The organism is Roseobacter sp. SK209-2-6 (assembly GCF_000169455.1).
In the GTDB taxonomy this organism is placed as follows: Bacteria; Pseudomonadota; Alphaproteobacteria; order Rhodobacterales; family Rhodobacteraceae; genus Pseudophaeobacter.
Window position 1 is genome coordinate 209,191 of record NZ_AAYC01000005.1, and the last position, 18,193, is coordinate 227,383.

General features: G+C 59.0%; 19 protein-coding genes and 1 tRNA gene. 8 read left to right on the forward strand and 12 right to left on the reverse strand.

The features are described from left to right. The first annotated feature begins 81 nt into the window (after nucleotides 1-81). Nucleotides 82-417, forward strand: coding sequence for a hypothetical protein (locus tag RSK20926_RS10045; RefSeq protein ID WP_008206379.1), 336 nt, complete (start codon nucleotides 82-84; stop codon nucleotides 415-417). A 72-nt stretch (nucleotides 418-489) separates the two neighbouring features. On the opposite strand, the gene RSK20926_RS10050 is transcribed toward RSK20926_RS10045, so the two are convergent. From RSK20926_RS10050 to paaG, 4 genes are read right to left on the reverse strand one after another with little or no spacing between them, the layout of a single operon-like run. After that, on the reverse strand, nucleotides 490-1,086 hold the full coding sequence (locus tag RSK20926_RS10050) for a TetR/AcrR family transcriptional regulator (protein ID WP_008206380.1): 597 nt from the start codon (nucleotides 1,084-1,086) through the stop codon (nucleotides 490-492). Nucleotides 1,087-1,094: 8 nt separating this feature from the next. After that, the gene (gene paaK / locus RSK20926_RS10055) at nucleotides 1,095-2,405 is read right to left on the reverse strand and encodes a phenylacetate--CoA ligase PaaK (RefSeq protein ID WP_008206381.1); all 1,311 of its coding nucleotides are present in this window, start codon (nucleotides 2,403-2,405) and stop codon (nucleotides 1,095-1,097) included. Between the two features lie 29 nt (nucleotides 2,406-2,434). Continuing rightward, entirely contained in the window at nucleotides 2,435-2,860 is a 426-nt protein-coding gene (gene paaI / locus RSK20926_RS10060) for a hydroxyphenylacetyl-CoA thioesterase PaaI (protein ID WP_037254667.1), read from the reverse strand. Nucleotides 2,861-2,862: 2 nt separating this feature from the next. Next, nucleotides 2,863-3,648 carry a 2-(1,2-epoxy-1,2-dihydrophenyl)acetyl-CoA isomerase PaaG gene (gene paaG, locus RSK20926_RS10065; RefSeq protein ID WP_008206386.1) on the reverse strand — a complete coding sequence of 262 codons (786 nt, stop codon included), beginning with the start codon at nucleotides 3,646-3,648 and terminating at the stop codon, nucleotides 2,863-2,865. A gap of 198 nt (nucleotides 3,649-3,846) precedes the next feature. On the opposite strand from paaG, the gene paaZ reads away from it, so the two are divergent. From paaZ to RSK20926_RS10085, 4 genes are all read left to right on the forward strand, one after another. Beyond that, the gene (paaZ, locus tag RSK20926_RS10070) at nucleotides 3,847-5,877 is read left to right on the forward strand and encodes a phenylacetic acid degradation bifunctional protein PaaZ (RefSeq protein WP_008206388.1); all 2,031 of its coding nucleotides are present in this window, start codon (nucleotides 3,847-3,849) and stop codon (nucleotides 5,875-5,877) included. 70 nt (nucleotides 5,878-5,947) lie between these two features. Then, on the forward strand, nucleotides 5,948-6,748 hold the full coding sequence (locus RSK20926_RS10075) for a PaaX family transcriptional regulator C-terminal domain-containing protein (RefSeq protein WP_008206389.1): 801 nt from the start codon (nucleotides 5,948-5,950) through the stop codon (nucleotides 6,746-6,748). Nucleotides 6,749-6,766: 18 nt separating this feature from the next. Then, the gene (locus tag RSK20926_RS10080) at nucleotides 6,767-7,750 is read left to right on the forward strand and encodes an alpha/beta fold hydrolase (protein WP_008206390.1); all 984 of its coding nucleotides are present in this window, start codon (nucleotides 6,767-6,769) and stop codon (nucleotides 7,748-7,750) included. A gap of 106 nt (nucleotides 7,751-7,856) precedes the next feature. Next, nucleotides 7,857-7,933, forward strand: a tRNA-Met gene (locus RSK20926_RS10085). A 73-nt stretch (nucleotides 7,934-8,006) separates the two neighbouring features. Here RSK20926_RS10085 and RSK20926_RS10090 read toward each other — a convergent pair. Beyond that, on the reverse strand, nucleotides 8,007-8,942 hold the full coding sequence (locus RSK20926_RS10090; RefSeq protein WP_008206391.1) for a GlxA family transcriptional regulator: 936 nt from the start codon (nucleotides 8,940-8,942) through the stop codon (nucleotides 8,007-8,009). A 96-nt stretch (nucleotides 8,943-9,038) separates the two neighbouring features. Between RSK20926_RS10090 and RSK20926_RS10095 the strand changes: the two genes are divergently transcribed. After that, nucleotides 9,039-9,830 (forward strand): class II aldolase/adducin family protein, encoded by a 792-nt coding sequence (locus tag RSK20926_RS10095; protein WP_037254668.1) that lies wholly within the window; start codon nucleotides 9,039-9,041, stop codon nucleotides 9,828-9,830. A 130-nt stretch (nucleotides 9,831-9,960) separates the two neighbouring features. Here RSK20926_RS10095 and RSK20926_RS10100 read toward each other — a convergent pair whose 3' ends face one another. From RSK20926_RS10100 to RSK20926_RS10125, 7 genes are all read right to left on the reverse strand, one after another. Then, nucleotides 9,961-10,989: an ABC transporter ATP-binding protein gene (locus RSK20926_RS10100; RefSeq protein WP_008206398.1), complete on the reverse strand. Its 1,029-nt coding sequence runs from the start codon at nucleotides 10,987-10,989 to the stop codon at nucleotides 9,961-9,963. Beyond that, nucleotides 10,986-12,035 carry a Gfo/Idh/MocA family protein gene (locus tag RSK20926_RS10105; protein ID WP_008206400.1) on the reverse strand — a complete coding sequence of 350 codons (1,050 nt, stop codon included), beginning with the start codon at nucleotides 12,033-12,035 and terminating at the stop codon, nucleotides 10,986-10,988. Before RSK20926_RS10105 ends, RSK20926_RS10100 begins: the two co-directional genes overlap by 4 nt. Continuing rightward, nucleotides 12,032-12,166: a hypothetical protein gene (locus tag RSK20926_RS23345; protein ID WP_269724397.1), complete on the reverse strand. Its 135-nt coding sequence runs from the start codon at nucleotides 12,164-12,166 to the stop codon at nucleotides 12,032-12,034. The genes RSK20926_RS10105 and RSK20926_RS23345 overlap by 4 nt, the downstream gene beginning before the upstream one ends. 128 nt (nucleotides 12,167-12,294) lie before the next feature. After that, nucleotides 12,295-13,134, reverse strand: a complete 840-nt coding sequence (locus RSK20926_RS10110) for a carbohydrate ABC transporter permease (RefSeq protein ID WP_008206404.1) — start codon at nucleotides 13,132-13,134, stop codon at nucleotides 12,295-12,297. 10 nt (nucleotides 13,135-13,144) lie between these two features. Further along, nucleotides 13,145-14,059 (reverse strand): carbohydrate ABC transporter permease, encoded by a 915-nt coding sequence (locus RSK20926_RS10115; RefSeq protein ID WP_008206406.1) that lies wholly within the window; start codon nucleotides 14,057-14,059, stop codon nucleotides 13,145-13,147. An 88-nt stretch (nucleotides 14,060-14,147) separates the two neighbouring features. Then, nucleotides 14,148-15,416 (reverse strand): ABC transporter substrate-binding protein, encoded by a 1,269-nt coding sequence (locus RSK20926_RS10120; protein ID WP_008206408.1) that lies wholly within the window; start codon nucleotides 15,414-15,416, stop codon nucleotides 14,148-14,150. 34 nt (nucleotides 15,417-15,450) lie between these two features. Further along, entirely contained in the window at nucleotides 15,451-16,353 is a 903-nt protein-coding gene (locus RSK20926_RS10125; protein ID WP_050773067.1) for an N-acetylmuramic acid 6-phosphate etherase, read from the reverse strand. A 179-nt stretch (nucleotides 16,354-16,532) separates the two neighbouring features. On the opposite strand from RSK20926_RS10125, the gene RSK20926_RS10130 reads away from it, so the two are divergent. Continuing rightward, nucleotides 16,533-17,435, forward strand: coding sequence for a BadF/BadG/BcrA/BcrD ATPase family protein (locus RSK20926_RS10130; protein WP_008206412.1), 903 nt, complete (start codon nucleotides 16,533-16,535; stop codon nucleotides 17,433-17,435). Continuing rightward, nucleotides 17,432-18,187, forward strand: coding sequence for a GntR family transcriptional regulator (locus tag RSK20926_RS10135; RefSeq protein WP_008206413.1), 756 nt, complete (start codon nucleotides 17,432-17,434; stop codon nucleotides 18,185-18,187). Before RSK20926_RS10130 ends, RSK20926_RS10135 begins: the two co-directional genes overlap by 4 nt. Nucleotides 18,188-18,193 lie beyond the last annotated feature (6 nt).

An 18,193-nucleotide genomic window follows, 5' to 3' on the forward strand; every position in this document is an offset into this window, starting at 1 on the left:
CTCCGCGGGCAAACCCACCGTCAAATTACGGTGTCCTGACAACTGCTTTGCATAGAAAATGTCGTGTGATAGCTATTTGCTATGTCAAAGGTAGTTCCCCTCAGCGACGAAACCGCGCTCGAGTTTGTCGAACGAGCAGACGTTTTGAAGGTTTCTGATGAAGCAATCAACGAAGTTCTGCGGCAACATTTTGACTTCGCAAGTGACGAAGAGATCAAAAAGCTGAAACTACAGTCTAAACCCTTTTGGGTTCAGTTTTATCAGCATCGTGTTCAAGAATTACTTCAAAGAGGCGGATCGCGATTTGCTGCAATTAGGTTTGTCCAGAGAAAGAACGAAAGCGCAGAGGAACGTAGAAAGCTCTCTGAAACTGAAATTGAAAGACTAGTTGACTCGGTTGGTAAGTGGTCCCGCTAAAGAAACTATTTCAGAGCGCACTTTCGATCAAAGCGCAGCATCCCATAAACTGGGCTCAAAGCAGACGCTACTCTACAGCCCCCGCACCCCGTTCAGGGTCAGGTTGGCGACCAGCTCGGCATAATCCTCGCGTGCCTTAGGGCCTGCGCCAGAGTTCCACATATAATACCAGTTCAGCATGCCAAAGACCGACATGGTGGCAGAGCGCAGTTTCTCCGCATCATTCGCAAACACCTCTGGCGCGACAGACTGTAGGGTATTGCTGAGAAACTGCACCATCTCGCGCTGGTATCCGCGCAGGAGCTTTTGCTGATCCTCCGGCAACGCCCCCATAGAACCCGACTGCACCTTGTGCTCATAATCGGCCCCCTGATAGGCGAGCAGGATCTCTGCCACCACCTGGCGCAGCGCCTCATCTGGGGCAAGCTGGGCGACTTCGACACCGCAGACGCGGTCACGCAGGTCAGAGAGGTAGGTATCAAGGAGGCCGAAAAGCACAGCATCCTTGCTCCCATAATAGTGGTAGATATTGGCCTTCGAGATCCCGCACTCGCGCGCCAGTTGGGTCATCGAAGCCCGATCATAACCGGCCTCGGCAAAGACCTTGGCAGCAGACTTCAGGATCTGCTGCCGCTTCTCGTCGTGATCTTTTGCAATGGTGCGGGCCATGAGGCGGGTTACTCCTTGCCGCGATTGTCGACAACGCGCTTGGCCTTGCCCTGGCTGCGCTCGACCTCGCCCGGGTCCCCTACGATAATCTCGGTAGAGACGCCAACCATATCCTTGATCCGCTTGGTCAGCATCCGCGCCGCGGCGGTCTTGCTCAGCTCATCGGTGGCGCCGGGTTCGGCCTCGACAAAGACCCGCATCGCATCCATGCGGCCGGATTTATAGAGCTCGATCTGGTAGTATGGCGCCAAGCCGCCAGTGGCCAGGAGCTGCTCTTCGATCTGGCTGGGGAAGACATTGACCCCGCGCAGGATCATCATGTCGTCGCTGCGCCCGGTGATCTTCTCCATCCGCCGCATCGAGCGTGCGGTACCGGGCAAAAGCCGGGTCAGGTCGCGGGTGCGGTAACGCACCATCGGCAGTCCCTCTTTGGTCAGCGTGGTGAAGACCAGCTCGCCCAACTCGCCATCCGGCAACACCTCGCCCGTCTGCGGATCGATGATTTCGGGCAGGAAGTGATCTTCCCAGATCACCGGACCATCCTTGGTCTCGACGCATTCATTGGCAACACCGGGCCCCATGATTTCACTAAGGCCATAGATATCGACCGCATGCATATCAAAAGCCTGTTCGACCTCGCGGCGCATGGCGTCTGTCCAGGGCTCAGCCCCAAAAACGCCGACCTTCAGCGAGCTGTCGCGCGGATCCAAGCCTGCGCGGTGGAACTGCTCCAGGATATTCAGCATGTAAGAAGGCGTCACCATGATGCCATCGGGCTGGAAATCACTGATCAGGCTTACCTGTTTTTCGGTCTGGCCGCCGGACATCGGCACCACTGTAGCGCCGAGGCGCTCGATCCCGTAGTGCGCACCCAGCCCGCCGGTGAAAAGCCCATAGCCATAGGCATTGTGCACCATGTCGCCCTTGCGCAGGCCCGAGGCCCGCAGGGAGCGCGCCACCAGATCGGCCCAGTTGGAAATGTCATTGGCGGTATAGCCAACCACGGTGGGCTTGCCGGTGGTGCCAGAGGAGGCATGCAGGCGGATGATCTCTGAGCGCGGCACCGCAAAGAGCCCGAATGGGTAGTTGTCTCGCAGGTCGTTCTTATAGGTGAAGGGGAACTTCGCCAGATCCTTCAGTTCTTGCAGGTCCTCCGGATGCACGCCAGCGGCTTCAAACCGCTCCTTGTACATCGGCACATTGTCATAGGCATGGCGCAGCGACCATTTCAGCCGCTCCAGCTGCAGTGCGCGGATTTCGTCGATCGAGGCGATTTCGACCGGGTCGAGTTCATTTCTATTCGGGCTCAGATCTTCCATAATTTCCTCCCACGCCAGCTTTCTGGCGTCTATTCCTCAAACAATTGACCTTTGATCGCACGGGAAAGGCCACGAAAGGCTGCAATCATCTGGCCTGTCTGGTTCTCAACCGTGACATCGTAGATGCCGCTGCGCCCGGTCAGAGAGACCTCCTCAGCCTTCGCGATCAGCCTATCGCCCAGGCGTCCCGGCGCGGTGAAGGTGATGCTGTTGCTCTGGGCCACGGTGGATTGGTTGCGGCTGTTGCAGGCAAAGGCAAAGCAGCTGTCCGCCAGCATGAAGGTCACCCCACCGTGGCAAATGCCATGGCCGTTGCAGTGATGGTCTTCAACCGTCAACTCGATGCGCGCGCGCCCCTCGTCCACCTCGATGAGCTCCATGCCCGCCCATTTGGAGGCCTTGTCGCTGGCCCACATCGAGGCCGCTGCTTTTTCGGCGCGTTCCCTTGGGGTCACGGTCAATGTCCTTTAAAGCTTGGTGCACGCTTTTCCAAAAAGGCAGAGACCCCTTCGGCATAATCGGCGCTTTCGCCGCAGGTTTTCATGGCATCGGCCTCCTGCTCCAGATGCGCGTCCAGCGTCGCCACTGCGGCGTCTTGAATGCAGTGCTTGCTAAGGCCCAAACCCAGAGTGGGTCCATTGCCCAGCTTCTCTGCCAAAGCACGCGCCTCTGTCATTAGATCCGCATCCGGCAAGGCTTTCCAGATCAGTCCCCAGTCTTCGGCTTTCTTCGCAGGCAGCGGCTCAGCGGTGAAGGCCAGACCCTTTGCGCGCGCCTCTCCCAGAAGGCGGGGCAGATGCCAGCTGCCGCCGGTATCGGGTATCAGCCCCACTTTGGAGAAAGATTGGATAAATTTTGCGCTCTCGGCGGCAAAGACCATATCGCAGGCCATAGCAATATTCGCCCCCGCCCCCGCCGCAACGCCATTGACCGCGCAGATCACCGGAAACTCCAAGGAGCGGATCAGCCGTACCAGCGGCGCATAAAAGGTTCGCACCGTGTTGCCCAGGTCTGGCGGTCCGTCCATCTTGCTGGGGTCCCTGTCGCCCAGGTCCTGCCCCGCGCAAAAGCCGCGCCCGGCGCCGGTCAGCAGGATCGCCCGCTTGCCGCTGTCGCGCGCGTCTTCGATGGCTGCGCGCAGGGCATAGTGCATCTCGTCGTTGAAACTGTTCAGCCGGTCGGGCCGGTTCAGAGTGATCTCCACCCATGTACCGTGATCCGAAACCAGAATAGAATCCGCCATGCCTTACCCCTCTCTGCTGCTTCAGCCCGCAGGCTGACAGCCCTTGCCATCCGCCGCCCCTGAAACAGGAGCGCAGCATTGCTTTACAAACTTCTTGCATAAACCGACTGGTCGGTCAATATATCTTCAAACGCAGAATTCACATCCTCCCCAGAGGCGCCATCTTAGTGGCCGCCCTAGACAGGAAAGGGACAGCACATGACACTTCTTGAGGTTTCCAGTTTCGCCGCCGGAGAATGGGTCGCACCGGGGTCCGGCGCCCGCAGCATTGCCAGCGCCATCACCGGTGCGCCGCTGGCCCAGGCCGGGAACGACGCGCTGGACGTGCAGGCGATGCTCAGCTTTGCCCGCGACAAGGGCGGACCGGCCCTGCGCGCCCTGACCTTCCATGACCGCGCCCGTATGCTGAAGGCCCTGGCGGCACATCTGAACAGCCACAAACAGTCGCTTTATGACATCAGCTTTGACACAGGTGCCACCCAAAGCGATCACATGATCGATATCGACGGCGGCATCGGCACCATGTTTGTCTTTGCCTCCAAAGGGCGGCGCGAGATGCCCGACGGCCATGTCTATCTGGATGGCGATGTCGAACAGCTGAGCCGTAACGGCAGCTTTCTGGGTCAGCATATCTGCACGCCCTTGCAGGGCGTTGCGGTGCATATCAATGCCTTCAACTTCCCCGTCTGGGGTATGCTGGAAAAGCTAGCGCCGACCCTGCTGGCCGGCGTGCCCGCCATCGTGAAGCCTGCGACTGCCACTTGCTATGTCACCGAACTGGCGGTGCGGCTGATGCTGGAAAGCGGTATCCTGCCAGAAGGTGCGTTGCAGCTGGTCTCCGGTGGCTTGGGCGATATGCTCGACCATCTGACCATGCAGGATGTGGTCAGCTTCACTGGCTCGGCCCATACCGCGCTGAAACTGCGCCAGACTCCGGCAATCCTGGAAAACTCGGTGCGATTTGTCGCCGAGCAGGACAGCCTCAACGCTTCGATCCTGGGGCCGGATGCGGTGTCAGGCACGCCGGAATTCGACCTCTTCATCAAAGAGGTCAGCCGCGAGATGACCACAAAGGCGGGCCAGAAATGCACCGCCGTGCGCCGCATCATCACGCCGGAAAGCCAGACCGAAGCGGTGATCGAAGCGCTCTCTGCCCGCCTGGCCAAGGTCCAAATCGGTGATCCGCGACTTGAGAGCACTCGCATGGGCGCGCTGGTTTCAGCCAGCCAGAAGCGCGACGTGCTTGAAAAAGCTGCGATCCTCGCGGGTGAAGCCACCCGCGTCTTTGGCAACCCCGAAGGTTTCGCCGTTGAGGGCGCTGATGCCGAAAAAGGCGCCTTTGTGCCGCCGATGCTGTTCCACTGCGAAACCCCCGACAGCGCCCAGCGCGTGCATGACACAGAGGCCTTCGGTCCGGTTTCGACCGTGATGAGCTACCGCGATCTGGACCACGCAATCACTTTGGCCAACCGTGGCGAAGGCTCACTGGTAGCCTCGGTCATCACCCATGATGCAGAGGTCGCGCGCGCGGTGGCGCTCGGCTCCGGTGCATTCCATGGGCGGCTCTACTTCAACAACCGCGATTCGATGAAGGAAAGCACCGGCCATGGCTCCCCCCTGCCCCATATGGTGCATGGCGGACCCGGCCGCGCCGGTGGCGGCGAGGAACTGGGCGGGGTACGCGGTGTAAAACACTATATGCAGCGCACCGCCATTCAGGGCAGCCCAGAGATCCTGTCAGCGATTGGCGAGAAATGGGTGCCTGGTGGGAAAGAGGTTGCAAGCCCGGCACATCCCTTCTCCCGCAAATTCGGCGAACTCTCGATTGGCGAGACCCTGCATACGGATCCGCGTACCGTGACGCTGCAGGATATCGAGACCTTTGCCCATTTCACCGGCGACACCTTCTATGCCCATATGGATGACGAGGCCGCCAAGCGGAACCCCTTCTTCCCCGGCCGCGTCGCCCATGGCTACCTGCTCCTCTCCTTTGCCGCCGGCCTCTTTGTGCAGCCCGATGAGGGCCCGGTTCTGGCCAACACCGGGCTGGACTCGCTGCGCTTTATGAAGCCGGTGGAGGCAGGCGACAGCATCAAGGTGCGCCTCACGGTCAAGAAGAAGACCCCGCGCAATGAAGAATATGGCGAAGTGCGCTGGCATGTGACCCTGACCAACCAGGAGGATGAGATGGTCGCGGAATATGAGCTTTTGACCATGAATGCCTTTTAAAGGCGTCTTTCAAAAAGATCTTTTATTGCGCGGGCTGGTCTAACCTGCCCGCGCCCCCTATTCTGCCGCCATGACTATTCCGGCAGATAATTGGTTTGAAACCAGCATTGCACAGCTTAACGATCCGCAGGATATGCGTGTCTGGTCTATCATTGTCTCTCTCTTTGGTGATCTCGCACAACGCCCCGGAGAGCAGATAAGCGGCAGCGCGCTTACCCGGATCATTACCCCCATGGGAATCAAGCCGGAGGCCGTGCGGGTTGCGCTACACCGATTGCGCAAAGACGGATGGCTGGAAAGCACCCGTTCGGGTCGCGCGTCGGTCCATTTTCTAACCGATTATGGCCGCAGCCAGTCAGCGGCCGTCACCCCACGCATCTACGCCAGAAGCGCACCTGCGGCGCAGCCCTGGCATCTTTTGATCGCTGAGGATGGGCAAAATGCGCAGGCGCTGGAAGAAATTCTGTTGCTGCCGCAATATATCGCGGTCAATCGGACCTGCGCTTTGGGCATTGGCCCCGCACCTGTGGGATTGTCAGAATTTCTCGTTGCATGTTCCACAGAGCTGCGGGTGCCGGAATGGCTAAAGTCGAAACTCTTCCCGGAGGATTTGGCGATCAACTGTACCCGGCTTTGCTCAGCCCTTTCGAATATCAAGATCGCAGAAGAACCCAGCGCCTTTCAGTCCGCTGCACTGCGCACTCTCATCGTGCATCACTGGCGTAGGATTGCTTTGCGACAGCCGGATCTTCCTACTGAATTCCATCCCGAAAGCTGGCGAGGCGAGATCTGTCGCCAAAGCGTCTTCCAGCTTCTTGATCAGCTCCCGCCGCCGGACCCAGCACTTCTGGCGCAAACCTCCTCTGATTGACCGCCGAAGGAGCGTCCAATGTCTGCCCTCAGTACCTTGGCCATTGCGGCCCTCGCAGCCCCTGCAGCTCTCCTGGGTGGTTCACATTTCAAGACACGCCGACTGGCGCGTGAAGCCAGAGAGGCGGTCCCGCCAATTGGGCACTTTCTGGACACGGCCAAAGCGCGGATTCACTATGTGGATCTAGGTCCACGCGAAGCCCCGCCGCTGGTGTTTATCCATGGGCTCAGCGGCCAATTGCAGCATTTCACCTATGCCCTCACGGATCTGCTCTCCGATGAGTTTCGCGTCATTGCACTGGACCGACCTGGTTGCGGCTATTCCACCCGGAGCAGTGACGCCATGGCACGGCTTCCGGAACAAGCCGATATTTTGCTGGAGTTCCTGAGGCGGCTCGACATTCATCAACCCACGTTGATCGGCCACTCGCTTGGCGGCGCGGTTGCGCTTGCTATGGCGCTGCAAGCACCTGAGGACATCCGTGGCCTCGCATTGCTATCCCCCTTGACCCATCCTGCGGCTGAAGGGCCAGAGGCCTTTAAGGGCCTGATCGTCCACAGCAGTTTGATCCGGCACCTGATGGCGCAGACCGTCGCGATCCCCACTGCTCAGCGCACCGCCGGGCCGGTTCTGGACCAGATTTTTGCCCCAGAACGCTGCCCCGACGATTTTTTGACAAAAGCGGGCGGAATCCTCGGCCTGCGCCCCGAAGCCTTTGTTGCCGCCTCTGCGGATGCGAGCTTCCTCTATCCTGTCATTGCAAACCAGGCCGCCAGCTATGCCAAAGATCTACAATGTCCAGGTGCCGTCCTTTTCGGAGCCGAAGACAGGATCCTGGACCCCACACACCAGGGCACATCGATGGAAGCCCTGGGTTATCCTTGCCAACTCCTCCCAGAGCGGGGTCATATGCTGCCGATCACGAGCCCCAAAGCCTGTGAAGAATTCATCAGAAATACCGTCAGCAAGCTCCCGGCCTATGCACACAAAGATGCAAAGTAGGGCGCAGTTTTCGCTGCGGGAAAAAAAACTGAGTTTTCCAACAAACTTGTGCATTTCCGCCTTGACCGCACCCGCGCCATTCCGTAAATCGCCCCTCACGGAACATGGCGCGGTAGCTCAGTTGGTTAGAGCGATCGACTCATAATCGATAGGTCGGGAGTTCAAGTCTCCCCCACGCCACCACCTCCCCCTCCTAGAATATACAGCCTGCCAGCCAGCATTATGCGGAACTGTCCGCCGCTTGCCCCGCACCCTTTCAACGCCGTGCCTGGCCTTGCCGCATCTGCCGAGGAGAGATCCCGAAATGCTGGCGGAAAGCGCGCGAGAAACCAGCGGCAGAACCGAAACCGCAGGCCAGCGCCACCTCAGTGGCGGGCATAAGTGTCTGTGCCATCAAATGTCCAGCCTGCTCCAGCCGCAGTGCCAGATAGTGGGCGCTTGGTGTACGCCCCAAGCCGCGCTGGCAACGCAGCCGCAGCTGCTTGTTGCTATGGCCCAGAGCCTGGCACAGGGCAGTAACAGGCAAGGGCTGCGCGAGATTTTCCTGCATCAGCGTTTCCATCTGGCGCAGGATCGGATCCTCCTGCGCCCTATTGCGCTGTGGCTCTTCTCCTTTGCGGATACGCCCGTGGGACATCGCCTCGGCGACGGCAGCGGCAAAATCAGCGCCTTTTTCCTGTCCAACCCAGGCCAGCATGGCATCGCCGGTTGCCGTGCCTCCAGCCGCGGTCAGCCGTTTCCTGTCCAGGCTGTAGATCTGATCAACTAAGGAAACTCCCGGCCAGCTTTCACGGAAATCCGCCTCAGCCTCGTAGTGCAACACTGCCCGCACACCATCCAAGAGGCCCAGCTCTGCCAGAATCACCGTGCCTGTATCAACACCGCCAATAACGCAGCCCCTGCGCCGAATCCGCGCCAGATAGGATTTCAGCCGCGCGGAGATATGGCGCCGGGGATTGTAGCCTGCGCAAAGCAGCACCAGATCCGGCGCTGACTCTACGCTCCAATCCTGACTGTCCGGGGAGACCATCCCTCCGTTTGAGGCCGCCACTGGCGCGTCAGTTGCCGTGAGCACTTGCCAGCTAAAGACCTCCTGCCCTGCGGTCTTGTTGCCTAGGCGCAGGGTCTCGGTCGCCAACACATAGGCCAGCATCTGGAATTCAGGGAACAAGATGAAGCGAACATTCAACATATGGGCAAAATGAAGCAAAAATTGGTCACTTCAAGACAAGTTTTTACGTCCTCCAAGATCGAAGCTCGTGTCAGTGACAACAACAGGAACGCCCGGATGAAGATCTTTACCCCCGAAACCACCGGCGGCAGGCCCGCCACTTGCTCTGATGCAGAATGGGAGGCGCGCTGTGAATTGGCGGCTATCTACAACGGGCTGGTCAAATACCGGCTGACCGATCAGACCAACCAATGGCATGCGGTGCGGGTGCCCGGCGAGGACGCCCTGCTGACCCATCACTATGGCTGGATGCATGAGGAGGTCACCGCTTCAAACCTGATCAAGGTGGGGTTCGACCGGGTCAATCACAACCCGGAGAATGGCGCGCCGAACCCCTCAGCCACCGAAATCGGCAAGCTGTTCTTTGAGGCAGAGCCGGACATGAACTGCATCATGCACATCCATACCAAGGCGATCATGGGTGTCTCTGCCCAGGCCGGGGGTGTTGGCCCCTATAGTCAGGCCTATCTGATGATCGGTGGCGGCGATGTGCTGGGCTACACGGATTATGAGTTCGAATGCACCGATGATTTCCTCACCGGCTTGCTGAATGCGGGACGCGGCAAGAAAGCCGTGGTCGAGGCCTGGCATGGCGCCTTTGTCTTTGGAGCCACTGCGGGCGAGGCTTTCTTCCGCTCTTTCTATCTGGACCAGGCCTGCGCGGTGCAACTGGAAGTGCAAAAGGCCGCAGCCTGCCCCGGCGTTGAGATCCGCACCATTCCGGAACACGAACAAAAGCGTCATCTGGCGGATATGTCCACCAGCGACTGGTACGGCTACGAGGGGGAGTTGGAGTGGCTGGCCATCCGCCGCCGCCTGAACGTGGAGGCCCCGCACTATTTAACCTAAACTGCACACAGCCTACACGCTTCAAAACTGAATTAGCATCCCCACCCGTCAAGCTAGTGACGGGCACGCGCCTGGCCGCCCCAAGGCGGGCGCGTTCCGCCCCCGCCCGGGCAGCCGCTGAGTACCGGGTTCAGACTTTGAGACGTCCACCTTCACTGTCAAAATAAAACGCCTTTTCAGCAGCGTAGCCCAGGCGCAACTCCTGGCCGAGGGTGATCTCATGCTGGCCAAAAAGGCGCACGGTGATCTGACCTGCCTCTCCCTGTGCAGCCTCGGCCATCGGCCCGGACAAACGGCCAATCAGATTGGTATCCCCGCCCAGCCTTTCAACATGCTTGACCTGCACCGTCAAAGGCCCATCAGCATCCAAACGCAGATCTTCCGGGCGGATGCCGATCTCGCTGGCGCCATTGTCTGCAAGCAGCCCTGCGGGCAGGAAATTCATCGCAGGCGCCCCCAGGAAACCCGCTACAAAGCGGTTCGCCGGATTATTATAGAGCTCCATCGGGCTCCCAACCTGTTCCACCCGCCCGTCGCGCAGCACAACGATCTTATCCGCAAGGGTCATCGCCTCAGTCTGATCATGAGTCACATAGATCATCGAAGTCTTCAGCGCCTGGTGCAGATTGGCAATCTCCAGCCGGGTGTTCATCCGCAGGGCCGCGTCCAGGTTCGACAAAGGCTCATCAAACAGGAAGAGTTTTGGCTGGCGCACGATGGCGCGGCCAATGGCAACCCGCTGCCGCTGCCCGCCAGACAGTTCGGAAGGGAAACGGTCGAGATAGGCATCGAGATCCAGCATCCGGCTGGCCTCTGCCACCCGCTCTTCGATCACCGCCTTGCTCTGACCCTCTTGCTTCAGCGCCAGGGACATGTTGCCGCGCACATTGAGGTGCGGGTAAAGCGCATAGCTTTGGAACACCATAGCGATGCCGCGCTTGGAAGGGGGCACATGGTTGACCAGATCCCCGCCAATGGTGATCTCGCCGCTGCTGGCATCCTCCAACCCCGCGATCAGCCGCAGCAATGTGGACTTGCCGCAGCCTGAGGGGCCGACAAAGACGGTGAACTCGCCTTCTTCAACCTCGATGTTGATATCCTTCAGCACCTCCACCGGGCCAAAGCTCTTGTTCACGGAATTGAGGCTGAGGGCTGTCATTGCGTTTTCTCCGTCGTATTGGGTTTTGCCAGCTCCACCGGCGCGCCTGCTCGAATACTCTCATCCGCCGCCAGGCAGACCGCGAGGGAAAGCACCGCGTCCTGCATATGGCGTGAGAGGTCCAGATCTTCAGCGATGGCGCGCAACACATAGGTCTGCTCCAGATCGCAAAGCTCTTGATGGCCGGGCTCATCCGGAAGGGTGATGACCCGATCACCCGCGGGTTCATGGCGCAGGATGTTGCCCACCGAGGTATGGCCATCGACGTCGGAGGACCCCGTCTTATCCGCCTCAACGATGGAGACCGATCCATTTGGCGACACGATGTCTTTTACAAAGAACGCCGTCTCCGACATCATCGGACCCCAGCCGGCCTCATACCAGCCGACAGAGCCATCGGCGAACCAGACCTGCAGCTGGCCGTAGTTATACATGTCTGCAGCGATCTCTTGCGAGAGGCGCAGACCCATGCCGCTGACCCTTATGGGTGCGGCATCTGTGATCTGGCACATGACATCCAGGTAATGCACACCGCAATCTACAATAGGACTGGTGGTCTGCATCAGTGCTTTATGGGTTTCCCACTCGGCACCGGCGCTTTGCTGGTTGAGGTTCATGCGGAACACATAAGGCCCGCCCAGATCCCGCGCCTCAGCAATCAATCGCTGCCAGGAGGGGTGATGGCGCAGGATATAACCAACGACCAGCTTGCGGCCCGCCGCCTTCGCCTTGGCAACCACACGCTGTGCTTCCGCTACCGTGGTGGCCAGCGGCTTTTCGACAAAGACATGGGCACCACCCTCCATCGCCGCGCAAGCGTAGTCTGCGTGGCTGTCTGAATAGGTGGCGATGACCGCCAAATCCGGCGTCATCTCAGCCAGGGCCGTTTGGAAATCCTTGAAGATCGGATAGCCCTGCAATTCAGGATGATCGGTCTGGCCGGAGCGGTTGACCAGAGCAACGATTTCAGAGGCAGGGTTTCTGTGATGCGCCAAGGCATGGGAGAGACCCATATTGCCAAGGCCAGCGATCAAAACACGGGTCATGGGGCACCTCCTATGAGCAGCTTCGTCGCAAAGACCCGCGGGGTGGCGCAATCGCGGCGCCCCAGGGGGGCGGGTCGGCGCGGCCCGGCCTTAATGCCGGGCAACATCGTGGTTTCAAGTGCATTGCTCATTTCACCGCTCCCAGCCCCCCGGATCACAAGACCGGGGCGCTTGCGGCCCAGGCAACGCCCGTCCGCCCCTATGTGCGGACGTTTCGATTCCGCCCGCGGATGGGCCCTGCCCTTTTGCTGCGATATGCTCATTTCACCGCCCCCGAGGTCAGTCCACGGATCAGCTGGCGCGAAAAAATCACGTAGAGCAGCAGCACCGGCAGGATTGCCATGCTCAGCGCCGAGAGAACCGCGTTCCAGTCGGTCACGAACTGGCCGATGAAGACCTGACTACCGAGCGTAAGCGTCTTGACCTCCTCTGCCGGGGCCAGGATCAGCGGGAACCAGAGATCATTCCAGATCGGGATCATGTTGAAGACCGCAACCGTGGCCAGCGCCGGGCGCACCAGCGGCAGCACGATACGGCCAAAGATGGTGTATTCGCTGAGGCCATCAATCCGGGCGGCATCTTTCAAATCGTTTGAAACCTGCCGCATAAATTCGCTGAGGATAAAGACTGCCAGCGGCAGCCCCTGCGCGGTATAGACCAGGATCAGTGCCCAAAGCGTGTTGACCAGCCCGGTTGAGACCATCAGATCCAGGATCGCAACCGTGCCGATGCGGATCGGGATCATGATCCCCAGCGCCAGATAAAGCCCCATCAGCAGATTGCCACGAAAGCGGTACTCGCTGAGGGCAAAGGCCGCCATGGCTCCAAAAAGCAGCACCAGTGCCAGCGAGGCAACGGTGACGATCAATGAATTCTGAAAGTAGAGGAAGAAATCCCCCTGTTTCAGAACGGTCTGGTAGCCGACCAGCGAAAAGCTCTCTGCATCCGGCAGCGCCAGGGGTTCTCGGAAGATCTTTTTACGGGTCTTGAAGCTGTTGATCAGGATCACAAAGACCGGGAACAGGGCGATCAGCGTATAGAGGATCAGCGCCCCATGCATGGCCAGGGTGTTGAAGGGTCTTTTGCGTGCGGAACTCATAGGCTTTTCCTCACAGCTGGTAGCGGCGCATCCGGGTCTGGATGCCAAAGAGATAGATACAGACCCCGACAAGAATGATCGCGAACATGGCACCGGCAATGGCCGCGCCCATATGCGGGTCCCCAAGCTGGAGCTGAAAGCCAAAGAAGGTGCGATACATGAAGGTGCCCAGGATGTCGGTTGAGAAATCCGGCCCCGCCAGCGCCCCCTGGGCGGCATAGATCAGGTCGAAAGCATTGAAATTGCCCACGAATGTCAGGATCGAGATGATCCCGATAGAGGGCAGGATCAAGGGCAGCTTGATCTTCCAGAAGGCGGACATGCCAGTAATGCCGTCGATCTCTCCGGCCTCCAGGATTTCCTCCGGGATGGTCAATAGCGCCGCATAGATCAGCATCATCGGGATGCCGACAAACTGCCAGACAGAGATCAGCGCCAGCGTGGTCAGCGCATACTCTTCTTTGCCCAGCCAGGGCGCAAAGAGCGACTTCAGCCCAACCGCATCCAGCATCGAGGGCGCGATGCCCCAGATCGGTGAGAGGATCAGCTTCCAGGCGAAGCCCACGATCACAAAGCTGAGAATGGTCGGAATGAAAATTGCGGAACGGTAGAGAGCGGCAAACCGCAGGCGCGGGTGGCTCAGCAGAGCTGCCAGCGCAATGCCGATCGGATTTTGCACCAGCATATGGATCAGGAAGAACCAGAAATTATTGCCCAGCGCGTTCCAGAATTGCTCTGACCAGATCGGATCCCCAAAGAGGGTCTGGAAATTCTGCAGGCCTGTGTAGACGCGCTCTTGGTCGATCTTGCTGTAAAGCGCCAGACGCAGCGTGTTGAACAACGGGAAGATCATCACGGCGGTGTAGATCAGAACGGCAGGTGCCAGAAAAACCAATATATGCCAGCGGGTTCGCGGCTTTTGCATGTTTCACTCCTGGCTGGAAAGTCGTCGGAATTCGAGTGGATGGCGCAGGGCTGCGCCATCCCGTGAGTGGTTTGGCCTGATTAGGCTGTTACTGCTGCGGTGCGTACCAGCTGGCCAGCCCGCTTTGCAGTTCCTTGCCCAGATCGGCAGGGGCAGAGGCGCCCTTGATCGCCGCGACAGAGGCGCCCCAGGTCTCATTCTCGAGGTTCGGGGTACCGCGCGACAGGATCTGATAGGTGGAGCGGATGGTCGACTCGCACTCACCCCGCCAGCTGACAAATTCCTTGGCTAGCGGATCGCTCAGCTCAACCGGGGTTTTCGACAGCGGGAAAAAACCTGGCAGCGCATTGCCAAAGATCGAAGCGAACTCGGGCGAGGCTACCCAAGAGAGGAAGGTCTTGGCCGCTTCCGGGTTGGCGGTGGCGGCATTCATACCGATGCCGATGTCGGTGTGATCCGAGATATAGCAGGTGTCGCCGGCGGCCTGGACCGGTGGCTTGAAGGCGCCCATTTCAAAATCGGCTTGCGTGTTGAAGCCGGAAATCTCCCAGCTGCCCGCCGGATAGATCGCAGCCCGGCCCAGGGTAAAGAGGTTCTGGCTGTCCGGATAGGTCTGCGCCTCAAAACCGTCACCAAGGTAGGGGCCCCATTTCGCCAGCGTTTCATAGGGGGCGACCCAGGCCTCATCCGTCAGCTTCTGCTCCCCGGCGATCAGCGCCAGACGGCCCTCTTCGCCTTTCCAGTAGTTTGGACCAATGTTGTTGTAACCCATGGTGGCGGCTTCCCATTGGTCATTGGTGCCCATGGCCATCGGGATATAGCTGCCGTCCTCGCGGATCTTCTCAAGCGCAGCAAAGAACTCCTCTTCTGTTTCCGGCACTGCCAGCTCCAGCTCCGCAAAGGCTTCCTTATTGTAAATGAACCCATGGATCACAGATGCCATAGGTACGCAGAAGCTGGCGGAGCCATCGTCGGTCTGCCAGGCGGATTTCGCCACGTCGGAGAAGTTCCCCATTGCCGCCAGATCTGCCAGGTTGCTCAGTCGGCCCGCTTCATAAAGCGCCAAGGAAGCATCAAAGGGGCGGCAGGTGATCAGATCACCAGCAGAGCCCGCCTCCAGTTTCGAGTTCAGCACCGCATTATATTCCGCCGGGGCCGAAGGGGTGAATTTCACCTTGATACCGGGATGCTTGGCCTCAAATGCCGGGATGATCTTGTCCTGCCAAAGGGTCAGGTCATCATTGCGCCAGCTTTCGATTGTCAATGTGACGTTCTCAGCACTGGCGGCCGCCCCCAGCAGAACTCCGCTAGCGAGCGCCGTTGCGGCCAGTGCCTTTGACATAAATTTCTGTTTCATATTCTTCCTCCCTTTTTCTATTTTCTTGATAGGCTTACGTGGAATGCAGGTCGCGCAGGCGATCCAGGACAGGTCTCAGATGCCCACGGCTCTGTGTGAGCTCGTTTTTTGCAGCAGCGTAGTCCTGCACACCTGCGGCCAGCAGGATTGCAATTTTGACATCGCCTTGCGCGTTTTGAATGGCAACCTCTGCCTGATCAGCGGAAACCTCTGCAATCGTAGAAACAATGGATTTCGCGCGCTGGCGCAGTTTCGCATTATCCGCACGCAGATTGACCATCATGCCATCATGGATATGACCCAATTCAAGCGCCATGAGCGTTGAAAGGCTGTTGAGAGCTATCTTCTGAGCCGTGCCCGCCCCCAGTCGTGTCGAGCCTGAAAGGACCTCTGGCGGGGTTGGTAGCAAAACCGGAAAATCACTCTCCTGAAGCAGTGCAGCCCCTGGGTTATTCGCTAAGGCCACAACTGGACATTTTGCATTGCGGGCTATGCGGGCCGCTTCCAAAGTATAGGGCGTAGAGCCGCTTGCCGAGACGGCAATCAGACAGTCAGCAGGCCCCAGATCCAAAAGCTCACCTTGCAAGGACGCGATGTCATCTTCAGTATCCCCGGGCATCTCCGCATTCTGGGGCACTCCACCAGCCATGAGAATTCGGATCTGATCAGCGGGAATTCCAAAGGTCCCCCCCAACTCCATGGCATCCGCTGCCGCCATCAACCCCGAGGACCCGGCAGCAGTGTAGAACAAGCGCCCGCCGCCACCAATCGCAGCAGCCATGACTGTCGCAGCCGCACAAATCTGCGGCAACGCAGATAGCGCGGATTGAGCCGCCTCCCCCTGCGAGACCACCAACAGGCGCGCCGCCTCCAATTGCGGGCGCAGATCCAAGCCAGCAACCGAAGCATGTAACTTTTCCGTGTTCACCCCAGTCACACGAATCCCTTTCTATCGAGCAGATTGGAGAAACAATACCTTTAGAATACCAAAAGTCCAGATATTTTTAAATGGCATATGTTTTCACTCCCCCGAACCCCGCCAACAGACCAATTTCGCCCCAAAAAATCAAAAAATCCTCTTTTCGATCGGTTAAAGGTATTATATAGGTATTCCCCATGGAGATGCTCAGCACCTATTCCACAATCGCCATTGATGGCGGAGGCACGAGATGCCGCCTGGCCCTCACCTATAGGGGTCAGAGCTTTTTTGTTGAGACCGGCTCCAGCAACATCTCTTCCGATTTCAACCTCGCCTGTCGCGAAATCGTGGCCGGGCTACGACGCCTCTCTGATGCAAGTGGCCGCTCGCTTGAGGAGCTTTCCACCCTCCCAAGCTTCCTTGGACTAGCCGGCGCGGTTGGTGAAAAGACCTGTTCCAGGCTTTCCGAGGCGTTACCTTTGGAGCACTGCCTGATCCAGGACGATCGCAGCACAGCGTTGCGCGGCGCACTCGGTGTGAGTGATGGCGCCATTGCCCATTGCGGAACCGGCTCCTTTCTGGCCAGCCAGATCCACGGGCACCCCCGCATCATCGGCGGCTGGGGTGCCGTTTTGGGGGATGAGGCCTCTGCGCAGTGGCTGGGGCGCCGGGCGCTGACCCTCGCGCTGAATACCGCGGATAAGCTATTGGCGGCATCCGACCTTACAGAGCATCTGCTAGATCGCTTTGAAGACCCCGCTGGCATTGTCGAATTTGCGGCCCAAGCCAGCCCCGCCGCTTTCGGCAAGTTGGCCCCCAGCATTGCCGAACATGCGGAGCAGGGAGACACTCTTGCAATAGAACTCATGCAATCTGGTGCCCACTACCTTGCGACCTCACTGGAGAAAATCGGCTGGAAACCAGGATTGACGCTGTGCCTCACCGGCGGCCTTGGGCCGCAATATGCGCCCTACCTTCCCAATGCGATGCAAAGCTGCCTGACCGCACCGCAGGGCGACCCGCTGGAAGGGGCAAAGCAACTGGCCCAGGAATACGCAAAACAGCTGGCACGCGCAGGTAAGCTAAAGGAGCACATATGAATATCGCGGATTTTCTGGCTCCGGATGGCTGGCTCTTGCAAAGCAGTGGCCCACGCTATGTGCAGCTGCGCCACCGATTGGAGCAGGCCATTGCAGAAGAGGTTCTCCCTTCTAATAGCGCCCTGCCCCCGGAACGTGAGATCGCAGGCATTACCGGCCTATCCCGTGTCACTGTACGAAAAGCCATCCAGGAACTGGTCGAAAAAGGTGTTGTTGAACAAAGGCAGGGGTCCGGCACTTTTGTGAGGGAGCCGCTTGCACGCGTTGAGCAGTCCTTGACCAAGCTCACATCCTTTACCGAAGATATGCGACACCGGGGGGTCCAGACCTCCTCCACCTGGCTGGAACGCGGGGTATTTCTGGCCTCAGAGGAAGAGATTGAGACCCTGAACTTGGAAGCAGGCGCTTCGGTCTCTCGTATTCGTCGCCTGAGGCTGGCGGATGGTCACCCAATGGCGCTGGAACATGCGGCGCTTCCTTTGGACATTCTTCCCAATCCGATCGACATCACCAGCTCGCTCTATGACGTTCTGGATCAATCGGGCAACCGTCCCGTGCGCGCCCTGCAAAAGATCTCTGCCATCAATCTCGGCGCGGCAGAGGCAAATCTGTTGGGTGTTGCCGAGGGCACCGCCGGCCTGCGCATTCGGCGGATCTCCTTCCTGGAAAACGGGCGCACCGCAGAGCTGACACGCTCAGTCTATCGCGGCGACGCCTATGATTTTGTCGCGGAACTGCGCCTCACTCCCTGAACCCCG

Coding starts and splice junctions, on each gene's coding strand:
- RSK20926_RS10045 (WP_008206379.1), top strand. CDS start 82: ATGTCAAAGGTAGTTCCCCTCAGCGACGAAACCGCGCTCGAGTTTGTC.
- RSK20926_RS10050 (WP_008206380.1), bottom strand. CDS start 1,086: ATGGCCCGCACCATTGCAAAAGATCACGACGAGAAGCGGCAGCAGATC.
- paaK (WP_008206381.1), bottom strand. CDS start 2,405: ATGGAAGATCTGAGCCCGAATAGAAATGAACTCGACCCGGTCGAAATC.
- paaG (WP_008206386.1), bottom strand. CDS start 3,648: ATGGCGGATTCTATTCTGGTTTCGGATCACGGTACATGGGTGGAGATC.
- paaZ (WP_008206388.1), top strand. CDS start 3,847: ATGACACTTCTTGAGGTTTCCAGTTTCGCCGCCGGAGAATGGGTCGCA.
- RSK20926_RS10075 (WP_008206389.1), top strand. CDS start 5,948: ATGACTATTCCGGCAGATAATTGGTTTGAAACCAGCATTGCACAGCTT.
- RSK20926_RS10080 (WP_008206390.1), top strand. CDS start 6,767: ATGTCTGCCCTCAGTACCTTGGCCATTGCGGCCCTCGCAGCCCCTGCA.
- RSK20926_RS10090 (WP_008206391.1), bottom strand. CDS start 8,942: ATGTTGAATGTTCGCTTCATCTTGTTCCCTGAATTCCAGATGCTGGCC.
- RSK20926_RS10095 (WP_037254668.1), top strand. CDS start 9,039: ATGAAGATCTTTACCCCCGAAACCACCGGCGGCAGGCCCGCCACTTGC.
- RSK20926_RS10100 (WP_008206398.1), bottom strand. CDS start 10,989: ATGACAGCCCTCAGCCTCAATTCCGTGAACAAGAGCTTTGGCCCGGTG.
- RSK20926_RS10105 (WP_008206400.1), bottom strand. CDS start 12,035: ATGACCCGTGTTTTGATCGCTGGCCTTGGCAATATGGGTCTCTCCCAT.
- RSK20926_RS23345 (WP_269724397.1), bottom strand. CDS start 12,166: ATGAGCAATGCACTTGAAACCACGATGTTGCCCGGCATTAAGGCCGGG.
- RSK20926_RS10110 (WP_008206404.1), bottom strand. CDS start 13,134: ATGAGTTCCGCACGCAAAAGACCCTTCAACACCCTGGCCATGCATGGG.
- RSK20926_RS10115 (WP_008206406.1), bottom strand. CDS start 14,059: ATGCAAAAGCCGCGAACCCGCTGGCATATATTGGTTTTTCTGGCACCT.
- RSK20926_RS10120 (WP_008206408.1), bottom strand. CDS start 15,416: ATGAAACAGAAATTTATGTCAAAGGCACTGGCCGCAACGGCGCTCGCT.
- RSK20926_RS10130 (WP_008206412.1), top strand. CDS start 16,533: ATGGAGATGCTCAGCACCTATTCCACAATCGCCATTGATGGCGGAGGC.
- RSK20926_RS10135 (WP_008206413.1), top strand. CDS start 17,432: ATGAATATCGCGGATTTTCTGGCTCCGGATGGCTGGCTCTTGCAAAGC.